Here is a 17,715-nt window from a genome sequence, read left to right on the forward strand (position 1 = left end):
GCAGCCCGCCAGGTCCCCGATGCGGCGGCGATGCTTGTTGCAAAACGGCATCTCGTGTAGGGAGGCGGAATCCCGAGATGTTTCGTTTGACCAAGGAAGGGGTCGCGCATGGCTCGCGTCACCGTTGAGGACTGCATCGACAAGGTCGAGAACCGCTTCGAGCTGGTGCTGCTGGCCGGCCACCGCGCCCGCCTGCTCTCCTCCGGCGCCCCGCTCACCATCGACCGCGACCGCGACAAGAACCCGGTCGTGGCCCTGCGCGAGATCGCCGACGAGACCATCACGCCGGACGACCTCAAGGAGCAGCTGATCCACTCGCTGCAGAAATACGTCGAGGTCGACGAGCCGGAGGCCGAGACCGTGCCGCTCCTGTCGAGCTCGCCCGCCGCGGCGGCGGTGGCGCCCCAGTCGTCCAGCGACGATGGCGACATCCAGTTCGACCGGATGAGCGAGGAGGACCTGCTGCGCGGCCTCGAGAACCTCGCGCCTCCGACCGAGACGGAGGAGGAGGGCGACTGAGTCCTCCCGGGACGGCGACCGGGCCTCTGGCCTCCGGGCCTCGGCCCGACGCGCCCCGAACCCGGCCGGGAGGCCGGCAGAACCCGGCCGGGAGGCCGGGTTTTTTCGTGACACGGCGCGGAAGCGGGGCTGCCGCGGCGTTTAGGGGCTGGCGCGACCGCCCGTTCGGCTCGATATTGGCCCTCGGACCTCCACAAGCGTCGTCGGCGTTCAGCGCACCCGGTTCGTCCCGGCACGCCGCGACGCCTCCGCGTCGGCCCCGTGCCGGCGCCCCGTCGCGCGCCAAGGAGACCAACGGCGGATGATGCGCCAGTACGAGCTCGTCGAGCGGGTCAAGGCCTACAATCCTGGCGCCGACGAGGCGCTGCTGAACCGGGCCTACGTCTACGCGATGCGGGCGCACGGCACGCAGAAGCGCGCCTCGGGGGATCCCTTCTTCGCCCATCCGCTCGAAGTGGCGGCCATCCTCACCGACCTGCGGCTCGACGACGCCACCATCGTGGCGGCGGTGCTGCACGATACCGTCGAGGACACGGCCGCCACCCTCGACGAGATCAACAGGGTCTTCACGCCCGAGATCGGCAAGCTCGTCGACGGGCTCACCAAGATCAAGCGCCTCGACCTGGTCTCGAAGCGCGCCGCGCAGGGCGAGAACTTCCGCAAGCTGCTGCTGGCGATCGCCGCCGACGTGCGGGTGCTGCTCGTCAAGCTCGCCGACCGGCTGCACAACATGCGCACGCTGCAGCACATGCCGGCGGAAAAGCGCGCCCGCATCGCCCAGGAGACCCTCGACATCTACGCGCCGCTCGCGAGCCGCATGGGCATGCAGGAGCTGCGCGAGGAGCTGGAGGACCTCTCCTTCGTCAACCTGAAGCCCGACGTCTACGCCACGATCGCCAAGCGGCTCGCCGACCTCTCGGCCAAGTCCGAGCGGCTGGTCGAGAGCATCGAGCGCGACCTGATGGCGAAGCTGGCGAATGCCGGCATCACCGCCACCGTCAAGGGACGGCAGAAGCGCCCCTACTCGATCTGGAGCAAGATGGAGCGCAAGTCGGTCGCGTTCGAGCAGCTCTCCGACATCTTCGGCTTCCGGGTCATCGTCGACAAGGTCGATACCTGCTACCGGGCGCTCGGCGTCGTCCACACCACCTGGCCGATGGTGCCGGGGCGCTACAAGGACTACATCTCGACCCCGAAGCAGAACGACTACCGCTCGATCCACACCACGGTGATCGGGCCGAAGAGCCAGCGCGTCGAGCTGCAGATCCGCACCACCGAGATGGACGAGATCGGCGAGTACGGCATCGCCGCGCACGCGCTCTACAAGGACGGCGCGCCGCACCTCGCTACCGAGAGCGGTGCCTATCAGTGGCTGCGCCGCACCATCGAGCTTCTGGCCGAGGGCGACAGCCCGGAGGAGTTCCTGGAGCACACCAAGCTCGAGCTGTTCCAGGACCAGGTCTTCTGCTTCACCCCGAAGGGCCGGCTGATCGCCCTGCCGCGGGGCGCGACGCCGATCGATTTCGCCTACGCGGTCCATACCGACGTCGGCAACACCGCGGTCGGCGCCAAGATCAACGGCCGCATCGCGCCGCTCCTCACCGAGTTGCAGAACGGCGACGAGGTCGAGATCGCCCGGGCCGACGGTCAGATCCCGCCGGCGGCCTGGGAATCCCTCGTCGTCACCGGCAAGGCCCGCGCCGCGATCCGGCGGGCCACCCGCTCGGCGGTGCGCCGGCAATATGCGGGCCTCGGGCGCCAGATCCTCGACCGCGCCTTCGAGCGGGCTGGCAAGAATTTTTCCGACGAGAAGCTGCGCGGCGCCCTGCCCCGGCTCGCCCGCCAATCGACCGAGGACGTCTTCGCGGCGGTCGGCCGGGGCGAGATGTTCTCCGGCGACGTCGTGAAAGCGGTCTATCCCGATTACAAGGACGAGCGCCGCGGCGCCGCCGCGAGCCAGGCCGGCCCGGGCCAGCCCCGCCCGCACGTCAACGGCGCCGGACGCCTGTCCCTCGACAAGGACCAGACGGTGCGCCTAACCTGGCCGGGCAAAGGTCCCGGCAAGGACGGCGCCGCCAAGGGCGGGCCGGAAGAGGGTGCGATCCCGATCCGCGGCCTCGACCGCGACCTGCTGGTGCGCTTCGCCCCCGATGGCGGCGCGGTGCCGGGCGACCGGATCGTCGGCATCCTCACCCCCGGCGAGGGCGTGACGATCTACCCGATCCAGTCGCCGGCGCTCGCCGCCTTCGACAACGAGCCCGACCGCTGGCTCGACGTGCGCTGGGACGTGGACGGCGCCTCGAACCAGCGCTTCCCCGCCCGCCTCGCCCTGCAATCGATCAACGAGCCCGGCAGCTTCGCCCAGATCGCCCAGGTGATCGCCGACCACGACGGCAACATCGACAACATCTCGATGAAGCGCCGGACTCAGGACTTCACCGACGTCACCATCGACCTCGCGGTCTGGGACCTGAAGCACCTCAACGCCATCGTGTCGGAGCTGCGGGCGAAGCGCGTGGTGAGCCGGGTGGACCGGGTGAACGGCTAGAGCACTTGACGATCGCGTTGCAATCGCGAAGCTCTCTAGGTCTTTGCTTTTGCCCCATTTTCTACGACGAACCGGTATCCGCTTCGTCGGAAAATGCTCTAGCGCTCGGCGCTCCGGCCCTCCGCACGCAGCAGGGCCGGAGTCCCGCTTCGGGAACCACGCCACGGCTTCGCGGGGTCGCGATCGTCGCTTGACGCCACCCTCCCGTATCCCAGTGATCCAACATCACGTAAGTCCGCCCTCGATATCTTCGGCTCCGCAAATTCGGCTTGACGGGTTGTACCGTCGAGCGCATCTTTTCTACAGAAACAAATCGTCCGATTGTGCGATGGGACGTCCAGGCGAAGATATAGACTGATATATTATATTATTTTAGCAAGTAGAAACAATGAATGTGAGCGCGGTCCAGGCGTCTATCGCGCACGGAAATCACGCCATGGGAGGTAGGATATGATGAACGCAAGACGTATCCGCCTTCCAATTTTGTGTCTCTCGACGATGTGCTTCCTCGGCTTGGCCGCGGCGGAGCCGGCAACGGCCGATAGCGCGAACCCGGAGCCCTGGAAGGTCGAGAAGACTCTGATCGGCAAGGACGATGACACGTCGACGGATGTCAGCGGCATCGCCTGCACCGAGAGCCAAGGTTTCCCGCGTCGCTGCCTGGTGATCGACGATGAGTTGCAAGCGGCCCAGATCGTGATTGTGGAGGACGGGCGGTTGCGTGCCGGCCAGGCGATCCCGCTGATCGACGACACACGCAAGGGCAAGCCGATCGAGTTCGACGGCGAGGGTGTCGCCTATGCCGACGGCACCTTCCTGATCATCGGCTCTCACGGCCACCCGCGCGACAAGAATAACAAGCTCGATCCGACCAAGGATAAGGACAGGGACAAGATCAAGGCGAGCATGACCGCCAACAGCCGGATCGCTCTGGTTCGTCTCACGGCCCACCAGATCGACCAGGACGGCAACCTGAAGGACAAGGTGGCCGTGCCGAAGGCCAAGCTCTTCACCGGCCTACCGGACATCCTGGCCGCGGAACCGCTGCTCAAGCCCTTCCTGAACCAGCGCCTGGACCAGAACGGCGTCACGATCGAGGGCATTGCGGCCTTGGATGACACGCTCTTCGTCGGCCTGCGCGGCCCGTCGCTCGGGGGCAACCGGGCGGCGATCCTCTCGATGCCCGTCAGGGACATCCTCGAGAACCGCACACCGAAGGCCAGGCTGCACCTCGTGCCGCTCGGGCCGGGGCAGGGCGTCCGGGACCTCGCGGCCTCGCCGTCGGGGCTCCTCGTCCTCGCCGGACCGACGGCGGACGTCGACGGCCCCTACTCGATCTACCGGGTCACGGGCGAGGCGGCGGAGTTTCTCGGCGAGGTGCCGCCCCGCGTCGAAGACGGCGAGAGGGTGAAGCCCGAGGCGCTGCTGTTCCTCGATCAGACGGCCAACAGCCAGCGCGTGCTCGTGCTGTCGGACGGCGCGACGGAAGGCGCGCCGCGGCCGCTGACGATCCGGCGCTGAGGCGGCGGGAGAGAGACGTGCCGACCGGCCGATTGCGCCGGTCGGCGCGCGCTGCCACAAGCCCCGACTCAGTGCCGCTCCAACGACCACTGAAGGGTGCCATGACCTCCGACGACGTCCTCGCTGAATTCCGCTCCGCCGGCGCCCTGCTCGAGGGCCATTTCGTGCTCTCCTCCGGGCTGCACAGCGCGGTGTTCCTGCAGAAGATGGCGATCTTCACCGATCCGGTGCGCACCGCGCGGGTCTGCGGCGCGCTCGCCGAGCGGATCGCCGACCGCTACGGCCGGGTCGATTACGTCGTCTCGCCCGCAATCGGCGGCATCGTACCGGGCTACGAGACCGCCCGGGCGCTCGGGGCCAAGGCGATCTTCGTCGAGCGCGACCCGGGCAAGCCGTTCGCCCTGCGCCGCGGCTTCCAGATCCCGAAGGGCGCCCGCGCGGTGATGGTCGAGGACATCGTCACCACCGGCCTGTCCTCCCGCGAGTGCCTGGCGGCCCTGACCTCCGAGCCCGGCGAGGTGGTGGGCGCGGCCTGCCTGATCGACCGCTCGGGCGGCAAGGCCGATCTCGGCCTGCCGCTGGTCGCCCTCGTCACCCTCGACATTCCGAACTACCCGGCCGACCAGCTGCCGCCGGACCTCGCCGCGATTCCCGCCGTGAAGCCCGGCAGCCGCGCCCTCCCGGACGCCTGACGCCCCCGCGGGCCGCTCTCCACGCCCGCGCCACGGCTTGTCCCCGTCGCACCGCCGCCTCATCGCTTGACAGGTGCGGCAGCGCGTCCTTAGCTGACCGAATTGCGGCCGCTATGCGGTGTGCGGCACCCGCGCTGATTGCCCCCACCCGGATACTCGGGGGCAGTTGCATTGCTGATGGCGGCTTTTCTCGCAAGTGATTCTTTTCGTGCGGCCGTACTGCACCTCCAAGGATAAATGATGCCCAATCCTTCACGCAGCGCCCTGTTCATCGACGGCGCCAATATCTACGCTACTACCAAGGCCCTTGGATTCGACATCGATTACCGCAAGCTCCTGGCCGATTTCCGGGCGCGCGAGAATCTCGTCCGCGCGTTCTACTATACGGCCCTGGTCGAGGACCAGGAATATTCCTCGATCCGGCCGCTGATCGACTGGCTCGACTATAACGGCTACCGCGTCGTCACCAAGCCGGTGAAGGAATTCACCGACTCGACGGGCCGCCGCAAGATCAAGGGCAACATGGACATCGAGCTCACGATCGATGCCATGGAGCTGAGCCCCTATATCGACCACATGGTGCTGTTCTCCGGCGATGGCGACTTCCGGCCGCTGGTGGCGGCGATGCAACGCCGCGGCGTGCGGGTGACCGTGGTCTCGACGGTGCAGACCCAGCCGCCGATGGTCGCCGACGAGCTGCGCCGCCAGGCCGACGACTTCGTCGACATCGTGCAGCTGATCCCGCGCATCGGCCGCGACCAGGGCGACCGCCCGGCCCGCCAGCCCCGCTCCGCCGGGCCGGACGGGCCGCGTGACACGCCCCCCCGGGATCCGGGCGAGCGGGCGCCGCGTGCCACCGTCAACCTCGAGAACCGCTACGGCATCCGCCAGACCGACGAGGACGACGCCGAGGATTGATCCCGTTCCCGGCGCGGACCACGCCGCAGCTCCCGGTCCAGCGCCCGATCGGGCGCTGGGCCACGTTCGCAACGAGAGCCTGATCGGGGAGGCAGACCCTGGTGGACGGGAGACCGAGGATCGCGACGGTGTCTCCTGGTGGGACCGTCCGGATCTGATCGAAATGGTCGTCTGGATCGCGCGCGGGATCTGGGGCCCCGTCGCGCTGATCGTCGCGGCGTTCCGGGATGACGCGGAGCGCCTCTCGGATCGTCGTCTCCGTGTCAGCCGCCAGCCCGGGCCAGCGCCTCCAAGCCGCTCCGGGTCTCGACCGGCGCCGTCCATCCCAGCGCCTCCAGGCCCGCCGTGCGGGCGACGAGGGAGCTGCCTAAGCGCTCGCGCAGCTCGCTCCGTCCGGTCAGCGCCAGGGCGGCGTCGAGGAGCACCTGGGGCATCGGCACGAGGCCCGGCCGACGGCTGAGGCCGGCGCGCAGGGACGCGATCATCTCCGGCACCCGCAGCGCTTCGGCCTCGGCGACGATCAGCGGCCGGCGCAAGGGGCCGGGCGCCCGCAAAACCGCGTCGACGGCATCGCTCAGGGATTCGACCGAGACCAGGGAGCGCCGCCCGGCGAGGCCCCCGAGGGGGAGCGGGTACGGCGCGGCGGCGAGTCGCATCAGCGCCGCCATGTTGCCCTTCTGGCCGGGCCCGTAGACCAGCACCGGCCGCAGGGAGACGTAATCGATGTCGATGCCCGCCAGCGCCTCCTCGGCGGCGAGCTTCGAGCGGCCGTACGGATCGGTCGGGGCCGGGGCGTCGGCCTCGGTGAGGATGCCGGCGGCGGAGGGGCCAACTTGAGCCCGGATCGAGGACAGGAACACGAAGCGGCGCACCCGGGCGCGGGCGGCCGCCTGGGCAAGGCCGCGCGTCGCCTCGGTGTTGAAGGTGCGGTAATCGTCCTCCGGCGCCCCCGACATCGCGTGGGCGAGGCCGGCCGAGTGCACGACCGCATCGGCGCCGCTGAGCGCCGCCGCCATGTTCTGAGACCGGGCGAGATCGCCCACCACCGCGCCGCTGATGCCCGGCGGCAGCTCCAGCGGCCGGCGCAGCAGGACCCGCACCCGGTAGCCCCGGGCGGTCAGTGCCGTCAGGAGGTGTCGACCGATGAAGCCGGTCGAGCCGGTGAGGGCGACGAGGGGAGCGGTCATGCGGCGGCGTTCCGGATGGCGGGCAGGGCGAAGAGCCGGAGCAGGCCGGCGACGAGCGCGGCGCCGAGGGCGAGGGCGACGAGGGAGGTCGTCCAGCCCGGCACCGCCAGGGTCGCAGCGGCGATGAGCGCCAGGGCGAGGTTGAGGACGAAGACCGCCCCGACCACGAAGGGCACGGAGCGCCCGTTGGTCGTGGCGCGCTGGTAGAAGTGGCTGCGATGCGCCTGCCAGACCGGCTCGCCGGCGAGGGCCCGGCGGCCGAGGGTCAGGGTCGCGTCGGCGAGGTAGTAGAGCGGCAGCAGGATCGCCGCGACGAGCCCCCCCTCCCCCGAGTCCCCCTGCCCGGCGAGCCGGTACAGCAGCCAGGCGACGATGAGCCCGATCGGCAGCGAACCGACATCGCCGAGGAAGAGCTTCGCCACCGGCCGGTTGAACGGCGCGAAGCCGAGGAGCCCGCCGAGGAGCGCCGCCGCCATCAGGGTCGCGTCTCCCGGCAGGCGGCCGGCGAGGCCGAAGGCCAGGAGGGCGCCGAGCACCGGCACCATCTCGGCCACCGTCATCCAGTCGAGCCCGTCCATGAAATTCGTGAGGTTGACGAACCACAGCCCGGCCAGGATCGCGAGGCCGCGCTCGAGCCAGAGCGGCAGGTCGGGCACCAGCTGCCCGCCGGCCGCAGTGAGCACCAGCACCACGGAGGCCGCCTGGAGCGGCAGGCGCGCCCTCACCGGGAGCGGCCGGATGTCGTCGACGGCGCCGACGATGCCCAGGGCGATCGCGCCGGCCGCGAGCGCCACGATCTCACCCCCGGGCGCGCCGACCAGCGCGAAGACCGCCGCGAAGGCGGCCGCCACCACCGCGATGCCTCCGCCCTGCGGCGTCGGGATCCGGTGGCTCGACCGAGCATTCGGCCGCGCGAGCGCGTAGCGCTGGAGCAGCGGCCGCAAGGCGACGATCAGCCCTGACGAGAGGAGAGCAGCGAGGGGAACGGCGACGAGGGGGCTGAGCGGCATGCGGCGGCGGGCGGGCGGGAGGTCGAGCCCACCCCTACCCTACCCGTCACGACGCGGCCAGACGGTGCCTCGACTCGACGCCAGTCCAAAGAACCTGGCTCTTTTCCGGATCGTGGAGCACAGGCCTCAGGGAGGAGATGCAGCGGGTGTTGACGGACGGCGCCGGACGAACCGCCTCACAACCGCTTCTCGAAGAAATGATCCGGATACGGATCGTCATTGAACCGGTCGATCTCGACCCATCCGGTGCGGCGGTAGAGCTGAAGCGCCTCGGTGAGGGCACTGTTCGAATCGAGGCGCAGGATCGCGATGCCGAGGTCGCGGGCGGCTGCCTCGGCGGCCTCCATCAGGCGGCGGGCGAGGCCGAGGCCGCGGGCGGAGGGGCAGACCCAGAGCCGCTTGATCTCGGCCGTCTCCCCGCCCTTGCCCTTGAGGCCGACGCAGCCGATCGGCAGGCCGTCCGACCGCGCGATCAGGAAGGTGCCGCGCGGGCGCATCATGTCGGCCGCCTCCGGGTCGCGGGAGAGGGACACGTCGAAGCCGGTGGCGAGCCGCCGCCCCAGCTCGGCGTAGTACGCGGTCAGGCAATGCAGGGCCTGCTCGGACCGCGGGTCGGATTCCTCGATCGCGATCCGCTCGCGGCCGAGCGCCGTGGCGACGAGGTCCATGGCGCGCAGGAGATCGTCGCCCTTGGGAAAGCGGGCCAGCAGCTCCGCCGCCCGGTCGTTCGACAGGGCCTCGTAGGCTGCAAATTCCTGCCGGCCGGCCTCGGTCAGGGCGGCGACCCGGCGGCGGGCATCGTCCGGATGGGGCAGCGTGACGATCAGCCCCTCCTCCTCCAGGCTGCGCAGGAGCCGGCTCATCAGGCCGGAATCGAGCCCGAGATAGTCGCGCAGGCTGCCCACCTCCCCGCGCCCGTGACCGATGGCGTTGAGCACCCGGGCCGCGCCCAGCGGCCGGCCGCGGCCGAGAAACGAGGTGTCGAGGGCTCCGACCTCGGCGGTCACGGCCCGGTTGAAGCGGCGGATTCGGCGGATAGCGTCGGTCGACATATACCTGACTTAAGTCAGATATTTTATGCCGTCAACGGCGCAGCCAGACGCGAAAAAGCCCCGGCCACAGGGGCCGGGGCTTCTCATTTACACAAGGAGCGGCACGCCGCTCCGGTGTTTTTAGTTGTTCCGGTTGCCCATCAGCGAGAGCAGGAACTGGAACATGTTGATGAAGTCCAGGTAGAGCGTCAGAGCGCCGAACACCGACACCTTGGCTGCGGTCTCCCCGTCGAAGTTGCCGTAGACGTACATCTCCTTGAGCTTCTGCGTGTCGTACGCGGTCAGGCCGGCGAAGATCAGCACGCCGATGACCGAGATCGCGAATTGCAGCGCGCTCGAGGCCAGGAAGATGTTCACCAGGCTGGCGATCACGAGGCCGATCAGACCCATCACCAGGAACGAGCCGATGCCCGACAGGCTCCGGGTCGTGGTGTAGCCATAGAGGCTCAAGCCACCGAAGGCCGCCGCCGTGATGAAGAACACCTGGACCACGCTCGCGCCGGTGTAGCGGAGCAGCAGCGTCGACAGCGACGCACCCATCACCGCCGCGAAGGCGAAGAAGGTGGTGCGGGCCGTGGCGGCCGACATCCGGTCCATCCGGAACGAGAAGAGGAAGATGAAGGCGAGCGGCGCGAGCGCGATCACCCACATCAGCGGCGTGGCGTAGAGCGTGCGGCCGAAGCTGGTCAGCGGGATCGAGCCGATCCGCGCCACCGCGTCCGCCGACGAGGTCGCCACCGCGAGCTTGTTGATGCCGATGGCCACCAGCCCGGAGATGCCGAGGCCGATGATCATGTTGTTGTAGACGCCGAGCATGAACGCGCGCAGGCCCTGGTCGACCTGGACCTGGCTCTGGGCGTAGCCCGTGGGCCCCCCGTAGCCGCTCGCGTTGCCCTGCCGGAACGGGCTGTTCTCGAATGCCATGGGAGATTCCTTCGGAAGCTCTCTAGCGTGGATGTTCCTGATGCGAGGCTCTCACGCGACCCTCGGACGCTTGACGCGTCGGATCGGCATTCGAGCCCTCGCGGGCCCGTCCGCCTTGACCGGAATATGTGGGGTGCGGCGAGCGCGCACAAGGGCGTAAGCGGATCCGCCGCTCATCGGATCCCGACAAAACGCAAGGTCAATCCGCCGCAGGGAATGCGAAGGATTAACATCCCTACAGATTTCGTAGGTACTGCGCCGGCTTCTGGCTGAGGATGCGCCAGGTGCCGGCGAGCCCGAGGCCCACCGCCACGACGACCGCCAGCAGGGCCGCGAGCAACGCTCCCGAGAGGTCGAGGGCGAAGTCGAGATGCATGACCTTGGTGAGGATCATCCAGCCCGCCAGCGTACCGGCGACGAGGCCGAAGACGGCGGTGGCAAGGCCGAGCGCGCCGTACTCCATCGTGTAGGCCGCGAGGAGCCGCGCCCGGGTGGCGCCGAGCGTCTTGAGCACCACGGCGTCGTAGAGCCGGGCCCGGTGGCCGGCCGCGAGCGCCCCGGCGAGCACGAACAGGCTGGTGGCCACCGCCACCGCGCTGGCGCCGCGGATCGCGAAGACGAGTTTGCCGACGAGGTCGTTGACCGCGTCGAGGGCGTCCTTCACCCGCACGCTGCTCACCGAGGGGAACTCCTTGGCCGCGTCGCGCAGGATCCGGGCCTCGAGGGCGGCGTCCGGCCCTTCCGGCAGGGTCAGGGTCGCGAGGTCGCTGTGCGGCGCGCCCCGGAAGGTGCCCGGCGAGAACACCATCACGAAGTTGATGCCGAGATTGCGCCACTCGACGTGGCGCAGGTTGGCGATCGTGACGGTGAGGCTGCGCCCGAGCACGTTGACGGTGACCGTGTCGCCGACCTTGAGGTTCAGGCTGCGGGCGAGCTGATCGTCGAAGGAAACGAGCGGCTTACCAACCTCCTCGCCCTTCCACCACTGCCCGGCGGTGATCCGCGAGCCGTCCGGGAGGTCCTCGGCGTAGGTGATGCCGCGGTCGCCGTCGAGCACCCAGGCGGCGTCCTCGCCGGCCTTGATCTGCGCCGCCGGCACGCCGTTCAGCGCCGTGATTCGCCCGCGCATCATCGGCACCCGCTCGATCTTGGCCCGCGGCGCGGCCCGCCCGAGGAACTGGTCGAAGGCGCCCGATTCGCGGCTCGGGATGTCGAGGAAGAACAGGCTCGGCGCCTTGGCCGGCAGCGAGCGGGTCAGCGTGCGGGTGATGTTGGCGTCGATCAGGCTCAAGGTGACGAGGAGCGTGATGCCGAGGCCGAGCGACAGCACGATCGAGGGCGTGAGCGCGCCGGGCCGGTGGAGGTTGGCGAGCGCCAGCCGCGGCGCCGCCCGGGCCGGGCGCGGCAGGCGGCGCGCCAGGGCCATCAGCCCGAAGGCGACGAGGCGCAGGAGGCCGAAGGCGATGCCCGCCGCGACGATGAAGATCAGCGCGACCCAGCGGTCGTAGGCGGTGGTCAGCGCCAGGGCCACGAGGCCCGCCAGCGCCAGGCCCAGGATGCCGAAGTAGCGCGGCCGCGGCCAGCGCCGGTCGGGATCGACCGTATCGCGAAACAGGCCAGACACCGCGACGTCGTGGGCGCGGCCGAGCGGCCCGATCGCGAAGGCGAGCGCCGTCAGCACGCCGTAGAACGCCGCCACCACGAGTTCGCCCGGCGCGAGCGTCGGGTTGAGCGGCAGCGGCAGGAGCGAGCCGAACGCAGCGTCGAGGGCGAAGGGCAGCACGGCGCCGACCGCGAGGCCGGCGACGATGCCGATGCCGGCGATCAGCATCACCTGGGTCAGGTAGAGGCCGACTACCTGGCTGCCCGGAGCGCCGAGGCTCTTGAGGGTCGCGATCGAGGCGCGCTTGCGCTCGACGAAGGCCCGCACCGCGTTGGCGACGCCGACGCCGCCGACGAGGAGCGCCGTGAGGCCGACGAGCGTGAGGAACTGGGTGAAGCGCTCGATGCTGCGGGCGAAGCGCGGATCGGCGTTGAGCCGCGAGCGGATCTCCCATCCCGCCTCCGGCAAGGCGGTGCGGGCCTCGGCCATCGTCGTCTCGACCGCCGCGTCGTCGCCCCGCGGCAGCATAACACGGTAGACGAAGCGGTTGAGGCTGCCGGGCTGGACGAGGCCCGAGGCGCGCAAGCCGTCGAGCGACACCATCAGGCGCGGGCCGAAGCCGATGCCCCCGGCGATCTTGTCCGGCTCGCTCACCAGCACCGTGCGCAGCACGATCTCGGCCCCGCCGATGGTCAGGCGGTCGCCGAGCTTGAGGTCGAGGCGGGCGAGCAGGGCCGGGTCGGCGGCGGCGCCGTAGACGCCGTCGCGGGCGGCGAAGATCTCCGAGGGCGGCATCTGCGGCTCGGTCGTCAGCTCGCCCACGGCGGGGTAATCGGGCCCGACCGCCTTCAGCTCGACGAGGGCCGCGCCCTTCTCGCCCGCCGAGGCCATCGCACGGGTGAAGCCCACCGCCGAGACGCGGCCCCGCGCCTCCAGGAAGGCCTTTTCCTGCGGGCTCGCCTCGCGGTGGATCAGCCCGAAGGTGACGTCGCCGCCGAGGATGCGCCGTCCCTCGCGGGCGAGCCCGTCGGAAAGCGAGCGCGACAGCGACGCGACGCCCGCGATGGTGGCGACGCCGATGGCGATGCAGGCCAGCAGCACCGTGAAGCCGCGCAGGCCTCCGCGCAGCTCGCGGAGCGCGAGGCGCAGGGTCAGCGGCAGGCGCGAGGGACGGCCGGGCCCAGTGCCGGGAGAGTGGCCGGGGAGCTTGGGAAGGCTGCCGTGCATGGATCCTACGCGCTCACCGCGGTGTCGATCAGTCCCGAGCGCAACCGCACCGTGCGGTCGCACAGGCGGGCGAGGCCGGGATCGTGGGTGACCAGCACCAGCGTGGCGCCGCGGTCGCGCTTGAGGGCGAAGAGCAGCTCGACGATCTGCGCGCCGGTCGCCTCGTCGAGGTTGCCGGTCGGCTCGTCGGCGACGAGGATCGCCGGCTCCGGCGCCACCGCCCGTGCGATGGCGACGCGCTGCTGCTCGCCGCCGGAGAGCTGGGCCGGATAATGGTGCAGGCGATGCCCGAGGCCGACCGCCTCCAGCTCCCGCGCCGCCCTCGCATGGGCATCCGGCGCGTCGGCGAGTTCGAGCGGCAACGCGACGTTCTCGAGCGCCGTCATGGTCGGCACGAGGTGGAAGGACTGGAACACGATGCCGATGCGCCGGCCGCGGAACCGCGCCAGCGCATCCTCGTCGAGACCGGCGAGATCGGTGCCCTCGACCACGACCCGGCCGGAATCCGGCCGTTCCAGCCCGGCCATGGTCATCAGCAAGGTCGACTTGCCCGAGCCCGAGGGACCGACGAGGCCGACCGCTTCACCCGAAGCAACGGCGAGGGAGATGCCCTTGAGGATGTGGACCCGGGCAGCGCCGCGGCCGAGGCTGAGATCGACGCCGTCGAGCGCGATCGCCGGTCCGGTGGCCTTGTCGGTCATGGGTGGGAAGCCGATCTTGTGCGGGGCGACCGAGGCGGTCGCCACCGGAGGTGACGTGTTGGGACGGACCTACGCAGGACAGGCGGCCCGCCGGCCCGATATGGGCCACGCATCGATGCTCCGCCATGATGGCCGCCGCGCGGCACTCGCATTTCTGATCGTTTCGCTGCTGATGACGCTCGTGACGCCGCTCCGCGCCAAAGATCGCCCCTTGTCCCTCGTCGCCCTCGGCGACAGCCTCACGGCGGGCTACGGCCTGCCCGCCGATGCCGCCTTCCCGGTGCAGCTCGAAGCAGCCCTGAAGGCGAAGGGCCACGCCGTGACGGTCGCCAATGCGGGCGTCTCCGGCGACACCGCGACCGGCGGGCTCGACCGGGTCGAGTGGTCGGTGCCGGACGGGACCGACGGCGTGATCCTGGAACTCGGCGCCAACGACATGCTGCGCGGGACCGATCCGGCGGTGACCGAGAGGGCCCTCGACGCGATCATCGCGACGCTGAAGGCCCGCGGCATCCCGGTCCTGCTCGCCGGCATGCGGGCGGCGCCGAATCTCGGGCCCGATTACGGCAAGCGCTTCGACGCGATCTATCCGCGTTTGGCCTCGCGCTACGACCTGATCCTCTACCCGTTCTTCCTCGACGGCATCGCCGGAGACCGGAGCCTCAACCTCGCCGACGGCCTGCACCCGACCAAGGCCGGCGTCGCGCGGGTGGTCGCCGGCATCCTGCCGAGCGTCGAGGATTTTCTGAAGCGCCTGCGCCAGGGGTCCTGATCCGCCATGCCGCGCCTGTTCACCGGGATCGAGGTCCCGCCCGAGACCGGGCTGGCGCTCAGCGCCTTCCGGGGCGGCCTGCCGGGCGCCCGCTGGGTCGAGCCCGCCGACTACCACGTCACCCTGCGCTTCATCGGCGACGTCGAGGGCGGGCTCGCCGAGGAGATCACCGAGGCGCTCGCAGAGGTGCGGGCCCGCCCTCCCCTGACCCTCGTCCTCGACGACCTGGCAGTCTTCGGCGGCGAGAAGCCGCACGCCCTCTACGCGCGCGTCGTGCCCGATCCCGACCTCGCCGAACTGCAGGCGGAGCACGAGCGCATCCTGCGTCAGCTCGGCGTCGCCCCCGACACGCGGCGCTTCACGCCCCACGTCACCCTGGCCCGGCTCAGGCGCGGCGCCGGCCCGGACGGGGTGGCGCAGTACCTGGCGGTGCAGCCGGTCTTCTCGCGGATCTCGTTCACGGCCGAGCGGGTGGCCCTGTACTCGGCGCGCGAATCGGTCGGCGGCGGTCCCTACGTGGTGGAGGCGGCCTATCCGCTGGCGGAGGACGAGGCCTGAGGCCGGCCTCTTCGGACGGAGGCCACTTCCCCGTTGGCAAGCCACCCAAACGGAGGATGGTGGTATAATCAAACTGGGATAGTATCGGGGTACTGCCCCTTGACGGGCACGCGCCCACGCCGGTCACCTCCACCTTCGAACTTGGCGTGGGCGTGTTCTTGTCCAGCGAGCAGGTCTCGTCTCACCCCGCCTTGCCGACATACGGGCAGTTGCCCGCCTCGATCGGCCGGAACGCCCGGTCGCCGGGGATCGTCGCGATCGGCTTGAGCAGGTCCCACTCGCCCTTCGATTCGGCCGGGGCCTTCACCTGCATCAGGTACATCTCGTGGACCATGCGGCCGTCCTCGCGGACCCGGCCGTTCTTGGCGAAGAAGTCGTTGACCGGAGTCTCGCGCATCGTAGCGACGACCGCCCTGGCGGCATCGGTCCCGGTCGCCTGCACCGCCTTCAGGTAGTTCGCGATGCTGGAATAGACCCCGGCCTGGAACTGGGTCGGCATGCGGCCGTGGCGCTTGAGGAAGCGTTGGGCGAAGGCCCGGGTCTCGTTGTCGCGGTCCCAGTAGAAGCTCGTGGTCAGCAGCATTCCCTGCGCGGTCTCAAGGCCGATCGCCCGCAGGTCGACCACATCGATCAGGAGCCCGACGAGCTTCTGTCCCTGCTGCTGGATTCCGAATTCACCCGCTTGCTTCGCCGCCGTCGCGGTGTCGCCGACCGGATCGGCGAGCGCGATCACCTTGGCGCCCGAGGCTTGCGCCTGGAGCAGGGCCGAGGAGAAATCCGCCATTCCCATCGGGTGGCGCACCGAGCCGATCACCTTGCCGCCGGCGCGGTTCACCGCCTGGCCGGTGTCGCGCTCCAGGGCGTGGCCGAAGGCGTAATCGGCGGTGACGAAGTACCAGGAACTGGCACCTTGCGAGACCAGCGGACCGGCGGTTCCGTTGGCGAGCGAGTAGGTGTCGTAGGTCCAGTGGATCGCGTTCGGCGAGCAGGCCGGGCCTGACAGGTCGGACGAGCCCGCCGAGGAGTTGAGGAACAGGCGGTCGCGCTCGCGGGTCAGATTCTGCACGGCGAGCGCCACCGACGAGGTCGGCACGTCGGCGACGACGTCGACCTGCTGCAACTCCAGCCACTGGCGGACGATGTTCGAGCCGATATCGGGCTTGTTCTGGTGGTCGGCCGAGACGACCTCGATGCGCTTGCCCAGCACCGTGCCGCCGAAATCCTCCACCGCCATCCGGGCGGCGGTGACCGAGCCCGGGCCGGTGCTGTCGGCCTGGGCCGCGCTCATGTCCGACAGGACGCCGATCTTGACCACGTCGTCGGAGATCTGCGCCTGCGCCGCGCCCGCGCACAAGGCCGCGGCCAGCGCCAGGCCGGCGCCCCAGAGGGCTCGTCTCATGGTATGTCCTCCCGGTTTTTTTTGCATGCTGGCGGGGGATGGGAGGACGGTCAACCCGCGCTGGACCCTACAGCCGGCGCAACGCCACGCTCTCGATGCGATGGCTCGCGCCCTTGGCGAGGATCAGGCTGGCGCGCTGGCGCGTCGGCACGATGTTGTCGCGCAGGTTGAGGAGGTTGATGCGGTTCCACAACCCGTCGGCGATGCCGAGCGCCTCCTCCTCGCTGATCTCGGCGTATTTGCGGAAGTAGGAGAGCGGGTCACGGAAGGCGGTGTTGCGCAGGCGCAGGAAGCGGTTGACGTACCAGCGGTGCAGGTCGTCCTCGTGCGCGTCGAGATAGACCGAGAAGTCGAAGAAGTCCGAGACGAAGGGGATCGCGGTGCCGTCCCGGGGCAGGCGGGCAGGCTGGAGCACGTTCAGCCCCTCGACTATCAGGATGTCGGGCCGATCGACCACCGTGGTCTCCCCCGGCACCACGTCGTAGACGAGGTGGGAGTAGAGCGGTGCGGCGACCTGGCGCTTGCCGGCCTTGATGTCGGCGAGGAAACGCAGCAGCGTCGGGGTGTCGTAGCTCTCCGGAAAGCCCTTGCGCTCCATCAGGCCGAGGCGGTTCAGCTCGGCATTGGGGAACAGGAACCCGTCGGTGGTGACGAGGTCGACCTTCGGGGTGTTGGGCCAGCGGGCGAGCAGCGCCTTCAGCACCCGGGCGGTGGTCGACTTGCCGACCGCGACCGAGCCGGCGACCCCGATGATGTAGGGCACCTTCACCTCGCGCTCGGCGAGGAGGAAGCGCTGGGTCGCCTTGAACAGCCCCTGCGTCGCCGCGACGTAGAGCGAGAGCAGCCGCGACAGCGGCAGGTAGATCGCGATGACCTCTTCCAGCGAGATCGGGTCGTTGAGCGACTGCAGCCGCATCACGTCCTCGGCGGTGAGGGTGAGCGGCGTGTCGGCGCGCAGATGCGCCCATTCCTCGCGGGAGAAGACCCGGTAGGGCGAGAGGTGGTCGGTCGCCTCGTCGAGGCTCGCCGCCAGCTGCGCCGCGCCGAGGGTCGGGGCCATGCTAGCGCCGTCGATGCCGGGCTC

15 protein-coding genes are annotated in these 17,715 nt (G+C 70.1%); 7 read left to right on the forward strand and 8 right to left on the reverse strand.

Annotated features, from left to right (window positions below; all coding sequences use genetic code 11):
* The first annotated feature begins 108 nt into the window (after positions 1-108).
* From rpoZ to MFF64_RS01955, 5 genes are all read left to right on the forward strand, one after another.
* A complete protein-coding gene (gene rpoZ / locus MFF64_RS01935) occupies positions 109-519 on the forward strand; it encodes a DNA-directed RNA polymerase subunit omega (RefSeq protein ID WP_099904978.1) in 411 nt (136 codons plus the stop codon).
* A 301-nt stretch (positions 520-820) separates the two neighbouring features.
* Positions 821-3,067 carry a RelA/SpoT family protein gene (locus MFF64_RS01940; protein WP_099904980.1) on the forward strand — a complete coding sequence of 749 codons (2,247 nt, stop codon included), beginning with the start codon at positions 821-823 and terminating at the stop codon, positions 3,065-3,067.
* Between the two features lie 513 nt (positions 3,068-3,580).
* On the forward strand, positions 3,581-4,588 hold the full coding sequence (locus MFF64_RS01945) for a DUF3616 domain-containing protein (RefSeq protein WP_238189341.1): 1,008 nt from the start codon (positions 3,581-3,583) through the stop codon (positions 4,586-4,588).
* Between the two features lie 101 nt (positions 4,589-4,689).
* A complete protein-coding gene (pyrE, locus tag MFF64_RS01950) occupies positions 4,690-5,280 on the forward strand; it encodes an orotate phosphoribosyltransferase (RefSeq protein ID WP_099903086.1) in 591 nt (196 codons plus the stop codon).
* Between the two features lie 240 nt (positions 5,281-5,520).
* Entirely contained in the window at positions 5,521-6,198 is a 678-nt protein-coding gene (locus MFF64_RS01955; RefSeq protein ID WP_099903088.1) for a LabA-like NYN domain-containing protein, read from the forward strand.
* Between the two features lie 263 nt (positions 6,199-6,461).
* Here MFF64_RS01955 and MFF64_RS01960 read toward each other — a convergent pair whose 3' ends face one another.
* The 6 genes from MFF64_RS01960 to MFF64_RS01985 all read right to left on the reverse strand — a co-directional run bounded on the left by MFF64_RS01960 (position 6,462) and on the right by MFF64_RS01985 (position 13,902).
* The gene (locus MFF64_RS01960) at positions 6,462-7,385 is read right to left on the reverse strand and encodes an NAD-dependent epimerase/dehydratase family protein (RefSeq protein ID WP_238189344.1); all 924 of its coding nucleotides are present in this window, start codon (positions 7,383-7,385) and stop codon (positions 6,462-6,464) included.
* The gene (locus tag MFF64_RS01965; RefSeq protein WP_238189346.1) at positions 7,382-8,395 is read right to left on the reverse strand and encodes an MraY family glycosyltransferase; all 1,014 of its coding nucleotides are present in this window, start codon (positions 8,393-8,395) and stop codon (positions 7,382-7,384) included. Before MFF64_RS01965 ends, MFF64_RS01960 begins: the two co-directional genes overlap by 4 nt.
* Before the next feature lie 176 nt (positions 8,396-8,571).
* The gene (locus tag MFF64_RS01970; protein ID WP_099908607.1) at positions 8,572-9,447 is read right to left on the reverse strand and encodes a bifunctional helix-turn-helix transcriptional regulator/GNAT family N-acetyltransferase; all 876 of its coding nucleotides are present in this window, start codon (positions 9,445-9,447) and stop codon (positions 8,572-8,574) included.
* Between the two features lie 120 nt (positions 9,448-9,567).
* On the reverse strand, positions 9,568-10,371 hold the full coding sequence (locus MFF64_RS01975; protein WP_099908605.1) for a Bax inhibitor-1/YccA family protein: 804 nt from the start codon (positions 10,369-10,371) through the stop codon (positions 9,568-9,570).
* Between the two features lie 235 nt (positions 10,372-10,606).
* Entirely contained in the window at positions 10,607-13,201 is a 2,595-nt protein-coding gene (locus MFF64_RS01980) for an ABC transporter permease (protein WP_099908603.1), read from the reverse strand.
* Between the two features lie 5 nt (positions 13,202-13,206).
* Positions 13,207-13,902 carry an ABC transporter ATP-binding protein gene (locus MFF64_RS01985; protein ID WP_099908613.1) on the reverse strand — a complete coding sequence of 232 codons (696 nt, stop codon included), beginning with the start codon at positions 13,900-13,902 and terminating at the stop codon, positions 13,207-13,209.
* Positions 13,903-14,074: 172 nt separating this feature from the next.
* Here MFF64_RS01985 and MFF64_RS01990 point away from each other — a divergent pair, with 172 nt between their 5' ends.
* Both MFF64_RS01990 and thpR read left to right on the forward strand, forming a co-directional pair.
* The gene (locus tag MFF64_RS01990; protein WP_238189348.1) at positions 14,075-14,674 is read left to right on the forward strand and encodes an arylesterase; all 600 of its coding nucleotides are present in this window, start codon (positions 14,075-14,077) and stop codon (positions 14,672-14,674) included.
* A 6-nt stretch (positions 14,675-14,680) separates the two neighbouring features.
* Positions 14,681-15,232 carry an RNA 2',3'-cyclic phosphodiesterase gene (gene thpR, locus MFF64_RS01995; RefSeq protein ID WP_099908599.1) on the forward strand — a complete coding sequence of 184 codons (552 nt, stop codon included), beginning with the start codon at positions 14,681-14,683 and terminating at the stop codon, positions 15,230-15,232.
* Between the two features lie 181 nt (positions 15,233-15,413).
* Here thpR and MFF64_RS02000 read toward each other — a convergent pair whose 3' ends face one another.
* Together MFF64_RS02000 and coaA are read right to left on the reverse strand one after the other, a co-directional pair.
* A complete protein-coding gene (locus tag MFF64_RS02000; protein ID WP_099908597.1) occupies positions 15,414-16,631 on the reverse strand; it encodes an ABC transporter substrate-binding protein in 1,218 nt (405 codons plus the stop codon).
* Positions 16,632-16,698: 67 nt separating this feature from the next.
* Positions 16,699-17,691: a type I pantothenate kinase gene (coaA, locus tag MFF64_RS02005; protein WP_207768265.1), complete on the reverse strand. Its 993-nt coding sequence runs from the start codon at positions 17,689-17,691 to the stop codon at positions 16,699-16,701.
* Positions 17,692-17,715: the final 24 nt, after the last annotated feature.

Origin of the sequence: Methylobacterium frigidaeris, from assembly GCF_022179185.1 — a bacterium.
Classification (GTDB): domain Bacteria; phylum Pseudomonadota; class Alphaproteobacteria; order Rhizobiales; family Beijerinckiaceae; genus Methylobacterium; species Methylobacterium frigidaeris.